Raw genomic sequence first — 12,530 nt, forward strand, 5'->3', positions numbered from 1 at the left:
CTTACGCTCCTGATTTTGGGTCCAACACATCACGTAAGCCATCACCTAACAGGTTAAAACCCAGCGCGACGGTAAAAATAGCCAGACCAGGAAAAGTGGCTAACCACCAATAACTGAGAATATAGTCACGCCCTTCGGCAATCATCGCCCCCCATTCAGGGATAGGTGGCTGGGCCCCTAAACCCAGAAAACCCAAACCTGCCGCGGTTAAAATAATGCCCGCCATATCCAGTGTCACACGCACAATCAAGGAAGATAGACAAAGCGGCATAATGTGGCCGGTAATCAATCGCCAATGGCTAGCACCTTGTAATTTGGCCGCGGCTAAATAATCTGTGTTACGAATGGTGAGGGTTTCAGCACGGGCCAAGCGTGCATAAGCAGGCCAAGAGGTCACCGCTATGGCAAAAATAGCCGACTCCAACCCCCTTCCCATCGCCGCTGCTAAGGCCAGAGCTAACACCAATTTAGGGAAAGCGAGAAAAATATCTGTGAGTCGCATTAATACGCCATCGACCCAGCCACCAAAATAGCCAGATACCGTACCAATCACAAAACCCAAGATGGGCGCGGTAAAAATAACAATAGCGACGATCAATAAGGTAATTCGACTGCCAATCACAATTCGGCTAAAAACATCGTTCGCTTGTCCATCGGTGCCAAACCAATGGGCAGCAGAAGGAGGTTGAAAACGCTGTAACGCCAACTCATTCCCCGTCAAGCCACTGGTCATACCATAAGGGGCAATATAGGGTGCAAATAACGCCATCAATATCAGCGCCACGACAATCACTAACCCTATCATGGCCAATGGGTTACGATAAAAACGCAACCAAGCTAGGTAGCTTCTGCCAAGGGTTGCTTGTGCTCGCGAATCTGGGTTTTCAGCTAATAACCAAGCCTTGAACTCTGTCATATATACAACCTGCTATCGTCTCTCAGTCAAGAAACGACTCAAAATATATGTGTTTATTTGGCTCTAGGATCGAATATTTTATACAGTAAATCTGAGGTTAAATTCAGCAATATAAAGACGAAACCAACTACAATGGTGCCGCCAAGCACCGCATTCATGTCTGCCGCTAGTAGACTATCGGTAATATAGCGACCTAAACCAGGCCACGAAAAAACGATCTCTGTCAGTACCGAACCTTCTAATAAAGAAGCATAGGACAAGGCAATCACGGTAATCAAAGGCACCCAAGCGTTCCCTAAGGCGTGCTTCCAAATGATAGCCCGCTCTGACACCCCTTTGACGCGGGCAGTGGTGATATACTCCTGCTGCAATTGATCCAGCATAAAAGATCGGGTCATACGACTGAGATACGCGACACTGTAGTAAGACAACAAAGAAGCCGGTAACACAATATGGGCAAAAGCGTCTTTAAACGCCCCCCAATCTCCAGCTAACAAGGTGTCGATCAGCACCATATTAGTAACTTTTGGCAGGGTATATTCATACATTACACTAAGCCGTCCTTCTGGCGCGGCAACCCAGTCTAAATGCTGATAAAACACTACGATCGCCAGCATTGCCAACCAAAAAATCGGCGAACTGTGACCGATTAAAGCAAACACCCGTACCAGATTATCTGGCCACTTATTCTGCTTAACCGCGGCCAATACTCCGATCGGCACACCGAACAAGACACCAAAAATAATCGCTAAGGTGGCAAGCTCTAAAGTCGCGGGAAAGTAATTAAGAATGTCCTCTGTAACGGGATTCGCCGTGCGTACAGAGGTGCCCAAATCACCATGAAATACGCTATTTAAGTAATAGCCAAATTGCGTGACTATGGGCTTATCTAGCCCCATTTCCAGATAGGTTTTTTGATACAAGGCTTCCGGTGCCTTGTCACCGATCACCGCAATCACAGGGTCCGTCGGCATAAGACGACCGATCACAAAAGTCAGCAACAACAAACCAAATAAGGTCATGGCTAGCATACTTATAAAGTGCAGTAATGGTCGCAGTTTTTGCACATGCATGGCGCGACCAAAGACGGTTAAAAAGCCGCCTTTGGTGGTGAATCCGGACATCATTTTTTCACAACATCTTTATAAGAATTACTGTCAAACGAAGGCCCCAAAACATAACCTTCTACGTTGTTACGTACTCCGGCCACTTCTTGCTCCTGCATGATAAAAGCAAACGGAGCGGATTTTTGATGCTCTCTTTGTAACGCCTGATACATCTTGGCACGCTTCGCCCCATCGGATTCCAGCAAAGCATCCAAGGTTTCCTGCGTCATCTGCTTTGGATCGTAAGAATTACGCCAGGTTAACGGTTTGGCTTGGGCGTCATCACTGTTGTCTAGGTTTTTAGCAAAGGTATCTGCATTGGTGTTTGGGTCTTGATAATCTGGCCCCCAAGCGCCAAAAAACAACTGATGCTTACGTGCTCGATAGACGGTCAACGCCTGCTTACCATCCATCGGCACCAAGGTAACCTTGATTCCCGCTTTGGCAAAGGTGGTTTGAATGGATTTAGCGGTATCAATGCGGATCGTGTTATTGCGAACGATCATCTCAATATCAAAACCGTTAGGATAACCTGCTTGGGCTAACAGGCCTTTGGCTTTCTCTACATTAAGAGAAAATGGCTGATCTTCCAAAGCACCTAAAAAGCCTTTTGGTAAAAAAGCTTGTTGGATCTGACCGCGCCCATCCCAAACAGTATTGGCTAAGCCTTTATAGTCGATCAGATATTTCAGTGCTTCTTGAACTTTAGGTTTCGCTAAGATGGGATTATTCTGATTCATCGACAAGTAATACAGCGTACCTTTGCCTTTTTTGATCAGTTTGACGTCGTTATTCGTGCTCAAGCTTTTCAGCTGCTCTGTTTCTAGGTTTCGGGCAATATCAATGTCCCCTTTTTCTAGCAGTAATTGCTGTACTGAGGATTCTGCGATTTGACGAATAAAGATATTTTTCATCGCCGGAGCACCGCCCCAGTATGAGGTGTTAGCGTTTAATACGACTATTTCTGAGGGTTTCCACTGAGCTATTTTAAACGGACCTGAGCCCGCATAATGGGTGCGTAACCAAGCAAAACCCATATCCCCATCCACCGCGTGTTTCATCACCTCTTGTTTATCAACAATTGATGCTATCGTGGCCGACAAACAGTAAAGCACAAAGGTCGGTGCATAGGCTTTGTTAATTTCCAAGGTGAGGGTGTCCGCATCAAGAGCCTTCACTTTTTGCTTAACATTATCAGCGCTAAAACCAAACTGAGTGAGAATGAAAGCGGGGGACTTATTCAGAATAACTGCACGCTGCAAAGAAAACGCCGCATCTTCTGCGGTCATTGTATTGCCCGAGGCAAAGGTCACCCCTTGGCGCATTTTAAAGGTGAAAGTTTTTCCATCATCACTGACTTTCCAACTTTTCGCGGCATCACCAAAGATCTTAGAGACATCATCCGGATCATAACCAATTAATCGATCATAGGTATTACCCAAAATCTCTGCGCCAGAAAATTCAAACACTTCGGCAGGGTCCAGCGAAACAATGTCATCAAATTGCCAACCTACCACAAGAGAATCTTTCGGCGTTGCAGCAAACGCACTGCTAACCGACACCACCAACATTAGGCTTACCACCCTGACAACACGCCAAAAACGATCGCAAAGTAATCTCATATATCCTATCTCCGACATAATAGTTCCATGTGATTTTCTAGCCGTGCTTGAGTTAAGGCAGGCTTCCATTAGCAATAATTCCATTCGCAATAATCTGTCATACCGCTATCCATTCTGCCTTTACTCAGCAGCGAGATGCATAACTCATTTTCCCCATACTTGCTGCGCTAACGCCGACATATTGTCACCATAAATAGCAGCGATATGCGACGCTTGATACCCCTTACCTTCAAGTAATCCTGTCATTTCTATAAAGCGCTCAGGAGGCGCATAGAAACTGCTTAAAAAGCCATCGCTGGCTTTACCATAGCCATATTCTGGTGGCCACCAATGGGTGACATCGAGCCCCTGTGGCCCTTTATCCAAATGACTGTGGTAAACATAGTCCAAACCTAAGCCAACGTGTTCAGGCCCTAATAACTGCACCAGATAATCGATAGCCTCTACCATGCTCTGAGGGCTAGCTTGCGGGCTATTCAAAAAGCGTGAAACTCCATTGATACAAACAACCCCGCCAGTCGCTGCGCAAGCTTTAAGCTGATCATCACGGTAATTACGCGAGTGTTCCTTTACCGCGATAGGATTACCATGACTGATAATTACTGGCTTATCCGAGTAACAGAAAATGTCCATACTGGTTTTGTAACCAGTATGAGAAACATCCATAAAGAGATGCTGCGCATTAATCGCGTCGACTATGGCACGGCCTTTGTCGGTCAGACCGTGATCCTCATCATGGCAACCACCAGCAAGAGAGTTGCTGCGGTTATAGGCTAGGTGAATTTGCCGCACGCCCAGTTGCGCGAATAACCCCACCATGGCTGGGCTCTCAGATAAAGGCACACCGCCTTCCAGATCAAAAGACACGGCGAGTTTCCCTTCCCGCTTCGCCCGCTCCACATCCGCATAACTGTCTACTTGAATTAAAAAATCGAGCTCGCTGATGCGCTGCCGAAAGCCTGCAATAATCTGAATAATGTCACTGAGCGGGTTAAAATCCATACCGATATTGATGGAGATGTAATAGGCGCCACAATCAATATGACGCTGTAATGAGGCGAGGTCATAATCAGGCAATAAAGGCACACAGGTATGGGCGTCCCAAACAGGTATCATGCTCAAGAGATTCTCCTATTATTCATTCCATTCACCGCGCTGCTTATGTCCTTATGGGAATAATCCTGTTATTCAAAGCAATTTTTATGCCCTTTTATGAAAAACAACACATTCCTTAAACCGCCATCACTAGGTACTCTGCAAGCCTAGAAATGCGCGCTCACTTTTTCATTAATACCAATAAGAATTAATCAGATATAAGCCTAGAATGACAACTACCATTAGCATATGAAATGTCACTTCACAATATAAAAGCGAATAAAAAACGACCAGAGCCGAACAGAGATATCTGTCAAAATTGAGCAGCACAGGGGCCCTTTAGCCTCTTGGTAGGAGCATGAAAAAAAACAAAAAACGGCGCTCAATCGCACCGTTTCTTTTATCATCACAAAACTCAGGGAACCCTTAAAATAGACAAAAGCAAAGCAGAAAAAAGGAATAGAGACGCTTTACTTAGTCACATCAAAACCATAAACAGGGTCCAATTTATGCGCAATAACCTGTGGCATAAACTGCCCTGCCGCACGTATCGCTTGAAGCTTGATACGCCCAGCTAAACCACCATGCATATGATAAAGTCCGGCATTTTCTTTAGACATAGCCTGAATTTTACTGGCTCGCGGTTTGCGCAAGGCTTCATAACGCGCTAACGCTTGCGCCCGTGTGTATTGCTCTAAGCACTGACTCAACACATGGGCATCTTCAATCGCCATCGCAGCCCCTTGGGCCATAAACGGCAACATAGGATGGCAAGCATCGCCGAGCAACACCACTCGCCCTTGATGCCAAGCAGTGAGCTCATCACGGCCATTTAACGCCCATAAAAAAGTCGTCTCCGCATTCGCTAGCAAACCAGTGACTTCTGGATGCCAACCCGAAAATGCGCTTCTCAGCTCATTAATGTCACCCTCTTCACGCCAAGACTCTTGCTGCCAGTCGCCCCGCTCTTCCACCGCGACAAAGTTAACCAGCTTGCCACCGCGTATATAATAACTGACAAAATGTCGCCCAGGTCCAACCCAGACACAGGCATCTGGCTGTATCTTGACGCCATCTAACTCACTAACCGGAACCACACCACGCCAAGCCACCTGCTTCATAAACCTAGGAGACTCTTGTCCATGCATCTGCTCGCGCACCATCGACCGTATGCCATCGGCGCCGATCAATAAATCCGCTTGATATTGCTCCCCATTCGATAAGCTAAACGACACTTTATCTTCTTGATCTTTATAGTTTTCCACACGACACCCTAATGTGACACGCACACCAGCGTGTAAGCAGGCGTCTAGCAAGGCGTTATGCAAATCAGCACGATGTAGGTGCCAATAAGGCGCACCATAACGTGCTTCAGCTGCTGCTCCTAATGGGCTTTTTAAATAATAATCACCGCTTTGGTAATGGCGTATACAAGCATGCTGAGGAACAAAGGCATAAGAGCGTAACGCCTCTTCAAGCCCTAATGCTCGTAGCACCTTCATGGCGTTCGGGCTCATTTGCAATCCAGCGCCGACCTCACCTAACTGACTCGCTTGTTCAAAGACAGTGACATCGAAATTGGCTTTTGCCAAAGCCAGCGCCGCAGTTAATCCACCAATTCCGGCTCCCGCAATGGCAACTTGCTTTACCTTCTTCACAATATTTTCCTATCACAGCTCAATTTGTTCGTTGTCCGACACACTTGCATTGTCGTTAACAGGTGAGAAATAGTAACGGTTTCAACATGCTAAAGTCTTGCGCTTAATCAGTCCCCTTATTCTCAGAAGGTTATTTCGTTAAAAAAAGGCATTTTGGCGCAATACTTGCTGTCTTTCATTTGCCTAATGAGCACGCTAGTGTCAGATCATCGATAATATTTACTTAAGTCATCTGATAACGCGTAAGCATGACAAATAAGCCACTTCACAAGAGAGGCTCGCTAGGCCAACAAGCGCAAGGAAATGCGTCATTTTTAAGAGACAAGCCCATAAGCTAAGAATACAGCGAGGTGTAAATGGACAGTTTGAGTAGCCAATATCAATCACAAGATTTTTTTGATGAATTAATCGACCCAAAGGGAAAGCCAAGAGCACCAGCGAAACAACTGCTGAATTATCTAAACAGTTTATCCGAAGAAGAGTTAGAAAAACGCCGACTCACCGCTGAAGCCACTATCCAAGAAATGGGCATCAGTTTTACCGTCTACACAGAAGAAGGAAACATAGACCGAGCTTGGCCTTTCGACATTGTGCCACGCACCATAGAAGCCAAGGATTGGAAAATTGCCGAAGCCGGATTAAAACAGCGACTTAAAGCCCTTAACCTCTTCATAGACGACCTTTACCATGACCAAAATGTCATTAACGATGGCATTATCCCAGCTCACATCATCAAAGACTCCAAAAATTTTAGACCCGAATGCGTAGGCGTTTCCCCTGCCTTTGGCGTATGGGCGCACATTTGTGGCACCGACTTGGTACGCGATGAAGATGGCGAATTTTATGTTCTAGAAGACAACTTACGAGTGCCTTCTGGGGTTTCCTATATGTTAGAAAATCGCGCTATTACTAAGCGTGTATTACCGGAGCTGTTTGAAAATGACGACATTCTCCCTGTCGGCTCCTACACCGCTCACCTATTTGATACGCTCGCCGCTCTTTCTCCACGTGATATAGAGAACCCTGAGATAGTTGTACTCACACCAGGCATCTATAATTCAGCGTATTTCGAACACGCCTTCTTAGCACAACAGATGGGCGCAGAATTAGTCGAAGGCAGCGATCTCTTCGTCGATGAAGAAGACGATTGCGTCTATATGAAAACCATTAATGGACCCGAGCGTGTCGACGTTATTTATCGTCGTATTGATGATTTGTTCCTCGACCCAGAAGCCTTTGATGGTGAGTCCGTACTTGGGGTGCCAGGACTAATGAGAGCGTGGCGCAAAGGCACAGTGGCTCTCGCAAATGCACCCGGTGCTGGCGTTGCAGATGATAAAGTCGTGTACGCCTACGTACCAGCGATTATTCGCTACTACCTAGACGAAGAGCCGATCTTGAAAAACGTCGAAACCTTCTTATGCGAAGACCCTGAACAGCGCGCTTACGTACTAGAGAACCTCGATAAACTAGTCGTCAAACCGGCAAACGAATCCGGCGGTTACGGCATGCTCGTTGGCCCTCATTCGACGAAAAAAGAACAAGCGATGTTTGCTGAGCTGATTGAAGAAAATCCACGAAATTACATTGCTCAACCAACCTTAAAGCTGTCCACCGCCCCCACGTTAATATCAAAAGGGACATTGGAACCACGCCATCTAGATCTGCGACCGTTTATTTTGCAAGGTAAAGATTCCTATGTCACCACGGGTGGTCTGACACGAGTCGCGATGAAAAAAGGCTCCTTGGTCGTTAATTCGTCACAAGGTGGTGGTAGTAAAGACACTTGGATTGTCGAAACAAAGGGACAATAACTATGTTATCAAGAGTGGCAGAACGCCTATATTGGAGCGCACGCTATTTAGAACGTGTGGAGAATACCGCCCGCTTAGTCAGTGTCTATGACGAGCTTCTCTTTGACCTTCCTAGAGACATTGAAATCTCTTGGTACAACTTGATAGAAATCAACAGTGGCGTCGAACAATTCGAGCAGCGCTATAAAGTAAAAGACGAACGCAATGTGGTGAAGTTTTTGCTTTCGGATGATATTAATCCAGGCTCCATGCTGTCGTCATTGAAAGCCGTTCGAGAAAACATCCGTACCACTCGAGACGTGGTTCCTGAGGAGATGTGGGAGCTGATCAATGAGTTGGATTTGTACGCTCGACAAAATATCAAACAGGGCATTAATCGCTCCCAACGCCATGTTTTCCTAAACACTATCATTGAAGGTTGTCAGAAAATCATTGGCTTATTGGCAGGCGCCATGAGCCGTGATTGCGGCTGGCATTTCCTCATCATGGGACGTTATTTAGAACGTGCTGACATGAACACCCGAATTATCGATGCGGCTGTGTCTGTCATGTTGCAATCAAAAGAAGAGGAAGATGTGCGTCTTGGTCAGGTTGTCTGGTCTAAAGTACTTAAATCCCAGAGCGCTCACTTGGATTATCGACGCACGGTTCGAACTTCCATAAATGGCGCCAAAGCCGTTAGCTTCCTTCTCAACGACCCTTGTTTCCCTCGCAGTTTAAGTTATTGCTTAGAGCAAATTAGAGACGCCGCGACAAAATTGCCAAGAGCAGGTCTGATTAGCGCACAAATAAAAACTTTAAGTGAGCAGCACTATCCAATTTCTAGCTCAGAAGACATTGATGCTGATTTTCACGATTACCTCAATGATCTGCAATTAAAAGTCATCGAAATTAACCACCACATTACCGAGAGTTGGTTTAATTTTCGACAAGGAGATGCCGCGTGACGATTAGAATAGCGATACAGCATAAAACCACTTACGACTTTGATCGATTTATCAATGTTGCCCCTCATATTTTGAGGCTGCAACCAGCCGCGCATTCTCGTACTAAAATTCATAGCTACTCGTTAAAAGTGCTACCTGAAACGCACTTTATTAACTTGCAACAAGACCCGTTTGGTAACTTTCAAACCCGTTTAGTGTTTCCAGAGAAAACCAATAAGCTTGAGTTTATGGTCGAAGTTATTGCTGATATGACGGTCATCAATCCATTCGACTTCTTTGTGGAAAGCTACGCAGAAAACTACCCTTTTGCCTACGACAAAGCCCTGAGAAAAGAATTAGACCCGTATTTGCAAGTAACCGATTCTTGCCCGCTACTGGACAAATGGCTGTCTGCGGTAGACCGCAAAGAAACACCTATCAATGACTTTCTGGTTGCAATCAATAGCCGTCTCGCGGGCGACATCGGTTATGGCATTCGCCTCGAACCTGGCGTTCAAACACCAGAAGAAACATTGACCCTGAAAAAAGGCTCCTGTCGTGATACCTCGTGGCTATTAGTGCAGATTCTTCGTAGCCTAGGGCTTGCAGCACGCTTTGCCTCTGGTTATCTCGTGCAACTTACCTCCGATGTCAAAGCGTTAGACGGCCCCTCTGGACCAGAAGAAGACTTCACCGATTTACACGCTTGGTGCGAGGTATATTTACCCGGAGCAGGTTGGGTTGGTTTAGATCCAACATCTGGCCTTTTTGCTGGCGAAGGTCACATTCCATTAGCTTGTACACCAGAACCTGCATCCGCAGCCCCTATTTCAGGCTTCATTGACGAGTGTGAATGTGAATTCAGTTACAGCAACATTGTTGCTCGTATTCACGAAGACCCTCGCGTCACCAAACCCTATGCAGACGGCGAATGGGATAATATCAAAGCCCTTGGCTTTGCCGTCGATGAACAGCTTGATGAAGGGGATGTTCGCCTCACCATGGGCGGTGAGCCCACTTTTGTCTCAATTGACGACATGGATGGCGAACAGTGGAATACCGGCGCACTAGGAGCAGAGAAGCTCAAACTCGCCAAAGACCTATTGCTGCGCATGAAAAAAGAATTTGGGGCTAATGGTTTACTGCATTATGGCCAAGGTAAATGGTACCCAGGAGAAGAAGTTCCTCGCTGGGCATTAGGCTGCTTTTGGCGTACCGATGGCGAAGCCCTGTGGCAAAACCAAGATTACCTAGCCCGCGTCGACAAAGATTACCAACACACCATCAAGGACGCCAAAGCCTTTGGTGAGCAGCTATGTAACGCTCTGCAACTAGATACAAAATACCTGCAAGACACCTACGAGGACACGCTCTACTATTTATGGCTAGAGCAATCGCTCCCCGTCACCGCCGACCCACGTAAAGCCGACTTAAAGGACGACCTAGAGCGCCGCCGTCTGGCAAAACTATTAAACCGCGGTTTAAGCACCACCACAGGCTATATTTTACCAATCGAATACGACACTAGTAGTAACCAATGGCAGAGCTCATTGTGGCCAATGCGCAGCGATGTGATTACCTTGATTCCAGGTGACAGCCCAATGGGCTACCGTCTTCCTTTGGATTCATTGCCACCGGTTGCAGAAGAAGATCGCATTCCTGAACGGGATCCTTTCGATCCGCGTCAACCGCTCGCGAATCAAACTGAAAAAGCCAGTGAAAAAGTGCTAAGCCATGTGGCTAAGCAGCATTTTGCGAAACAGCCCTCAGCCCCTTCAGTCGATTCAGAAAAGGCTCTGAAAAACGTCATTCGTACCACCCTTTGTATCGAGCCCCGTGACGGTCGCCTACATGTCTTCATGCCACCGACCACTCATCTAGAGCACTTTGTCAGCTTATTAAACCACATCGAAAATGTTGCTAAAGCGCTCGAACTTCCTGTGGTCATTGAAGGTTATGAGCCCCCTAAAGACGCTCGTTTACAGAAATTTTTGATCACCCCTGATCCCGGTGTCATCGAGGTAAACATTCACCCTGCTGGCTCGTGGGAAGAGCTCGTACATAATACTGAGACCCTCTATCACCAAGCCTACTTGTCACGCCTTGGAGCGGAGAAATTCATGCTCGACGGGCGCCACACGGGCACGGGCGGAGGCAACCATGTCACCCTGGGTGGGCGCACTCCAGCAGACAGCCCATTGCTAAGGCGCCCTGAGTTATTGCAAAGTCTTGTTACCTTCTGGCAGCATCATCCTGGGCTTTCGTATTTATTCTCAGGTATGTTCATCGGCCCAACCAGTCAGGCACCACGTCCAGACGAAGGCCGTGATGAAGCACTATACGAAATGGAAATTGCTTTCCAAAATATGCCTGATGGCTTTGTACATGAACCTTGGTTGGTCGATCGCCTGATGCGCAACTTGCTAGTAGATATTACTGGTAACACGCACCGCTCAGAATTTTGTATCGACAAGCTATACGCCGCTGGTAGCGCCAGCGGACGCCAAGGTATATTAGAGTTTCGTGGTTTTGAAATGCCGCCGCATCCGCATATGTCGTTAGTGCAAATGTTGCTGCTGCGCTGTTTGGTGGCGCGTTTTTGGAAAGAACCTTATAAAAAACCATTGGTACGTTGGGGCACCAGCCTGCATGACAAATTTATGCTGCCGCATTTTGTCTGGCAAGACATCAAAGAAGTCGTGGAAGACTTACAGCGCCATGGTTTTCCTTTCAAACTAGAATGGTTAACACCGTTTGAAGAGTTCCGCTTCCCCCATTATGGCCGCCAGCAAATAGACGATATGGAAATTGAACTACGCTGGGCCATTGAGCCTTGGCACGTGCTTGGGGAAGAAATCACTGGCTCTGGCACGGCTCGTTATGTGGACTCTTCGGTAGAACGTCTACAGGTGAAACTCACAGGCTTAACGGAAGGTCGTTATGTGCTGAGCTGCAATGGTCGCCGCGTCCCTATCCGCTCGACTGGCCGTAAAGGGGAGTTTGTCGGAGCAGTACGCTACAAGGCGTGGGCGCCACCTTCCGCGTTACACCCAACGCTGGGGACTGATACGCCTTTGGTGTTTGACTTAATTGACACTTGGAATGGCTTATCGATTGGCGGTTGTACATATCATGTTACCCACCCTGGTGGTCGTACTTATGATAATTTACCGGTTAACAGCAATGAAGCCGAGGCGCGACGTGTTAATCGTTTTTGGGATCATGGTTTCACCCAAGGCCCATTATCACCACCACCTGAGTTTAGCGCATTGCGTGGTTTCTATCCGAACCAGGAGCCGCCAAGAGCGATGGCTCCCCCTGCTGAAGAGCCAATGGATGAATATCCTCATACATTAGATTTGCGTAAGCAGTATACTGTACTCTGATCGTTAA

Annotated in this window: 8 protein-coding genes; 3 read left to right on the forward strand and 5 right to left on the reverse strand. The window is 46.9% G+C overall.

The genetic code is table 11. The features are described 5' to 3' along the window. Position 1: 1 nt before the first annotated feature. From DFP81_RS05740 to DFP81_RS05760, 5 genes are all read right to left on the reverse strand, one after another. The gene (locus tag DFP81_RS05740) at positions 2 to 916 is read right to left on the reverse strand and encodes an ABC transporter permease (protein WP_115896814.1); all 915 of its coding nucleotides are present in this window, start codon (positions 914 to 916) and stop codon (positions 2 to 4) included. A gap of 53 nt (positions 917 to 969) precedes the next feature. Continuing rightward, positions 970 to 2,043, reverse strand: a complete 1,074-nt coding sequence (locus DFP81_RS05745) for an ABC transporter permease (RefSeq protein WP_245959092.1) — start codon at positions 2,041 to 2,043, stop codon at positions 970 to 972. After that, positions 2,040 to 3,644 (reverse strand): ABC transporter substrate-binding protein, encoded by a 1,605-nt coding sequence (locus DFP81_RS05750; RefSeq protein ID WP_181903047.1) that lies wholly within the window; start codon positions 3,642 to 3,644, stop codon positions 2,040 to 2,042. Before DFP81_RS05750 ends, DFP81_RS05745 begins: the two co-directional genes overlap by 4 nt. A gap of 144 nt (positions 3,645 to 3,788) precedes the next feature. Beyond that, positions 3,789 to 4,760, reverse strand: a complete 972-nt coding sequence (locus DFP81_RS05755; protein ID WP_115896815.1) for a dipeptidase — start codon at positions 4,758 to 4,760, stop codon at positions 3,789 to 3,791. 449 nt (positions 4,761 to 5,209) lie between these two features. Further along, positions 5,210 to 6,397 carry an FAD-dependent monooxygenase gene (locus DFP81_RS05760; RefSeq protein WP_115896816.1) on the reverse strand — a complete coding sequence of 396 codons (1,188 nt, stop codon included), beginning with the start codon at positions 6,395 to 6,397 and terminating at the stop codon, positions 5,210 to 5,212. Positions 6,398 to 6,753: 356 nt separating this feature from the next. Between DFP81_RS05760 and DFP81_RS05765 the strand changes: the two genes are divergently transcribed. From DFP81_RS05765 to DFP81_RS05775, 3 genes are read left to right on the forward strand one after another with little or no spacing between them, the layout of a single operon-like run. Beyond that, on the forward strand, positions 6,754 to 8,211 hold the full coding sequence (locus tag DFP81_RS05765) for a circularly permuted type 2 ATP-grasp protein (protein ID WP_115896817.1): 1,458 nt from the start codon (positions 6,754 to 6,756) through the stop codon (positions 8,209 to 8,211). A gap of 2 nt (positions 8,212 to 8,213) precedes the next feature. After that, positions 8,214 to 9,158 carry an alpha-E domain-containing protein gene (locus DFP81_RS05770; RefSeq protein ID WP_115896818.1) on the forward strand — a complete coding sequence of 315 codons (945 nt, stop codon included), beginning with the start codon at positions 8,214 to 8,216 and terminating at the stop codon, positions 9,156 to 9,158. Beyond that, the gene (locus DFP81_RS05775; RefSeq protein WP_115896819.1) at positions 9,155 to 12,523 is read left to right on the forward strand and encodes a transglutaminase family protein; all 3,369 of its coding nucleotides are present in this window, start codon (positions 9,155 to 9,157) and stop codon (positions 12,521 to 12,523) included. The genes DFP81_RS05770 and DFP81_RS05775 overlap by 4 nt, the downstream gene beginning before the upstream one ends. Positions 12,524 to 12,530: the final 7 nt, after the last annotated feature.

It is taken from the genome of Marinomonas pollencensis (assembly GCF_003387375.1).
Lineage (GTDB): Bacteria > Pseudomonadota > Gammaproteobacteria > Pseudomonadales > Marinomonadaceae > Marinomonas > Marinomonas pollencensis.

Excerpts from the sequence above, each read along its gene's own strand:
- DFP81_RS05740 (WP_115896814.1), bottom strand. The coding sequence starts at position 916 with ATGACAGAGTTCAAGGCTTGGTTATTAGCTGAAAACCCAGATTCGCGA.
- DFP81_RS05745 (WP_245959092.1), bottom strand. The coding sequence starts at position 2,043 with ATGATGTCCGGATTCACCACCAAAGGCGGCTTTTTAACCGTCTTTGGT.
- DFP81_RS05750 (WP_181903047.1), bottom strand. The coding sequence starts at position 3,644 with ATGAGATTACTTTGCGATCGTTTTTGGCGTGTTGTCAGGGTGGTAAGC.
- DFP81_RS05755 (WP_115896815.1), bottom strand. The coding sequence starts at position 4,760 with ATGATACCTGTTTGGGACGCCCATACCTGTGTGCCTTTATTGCCTGAT.
- DFP81_RS05765 (WP_115896817.1), top strand. The coding sequence starts at position 6,754 with ATGGACAGTTTGAGTAGCCAATATCAATCACAAGATTTTTTTGATGAA.
- DFP81_RS05770 (WP_115896818.1), top strand. The coding sequence starts at position 8,214 with ATGTTATCAAGAGTGGCAGAACGCCTATATTGGAGCGCACGCTATTTA.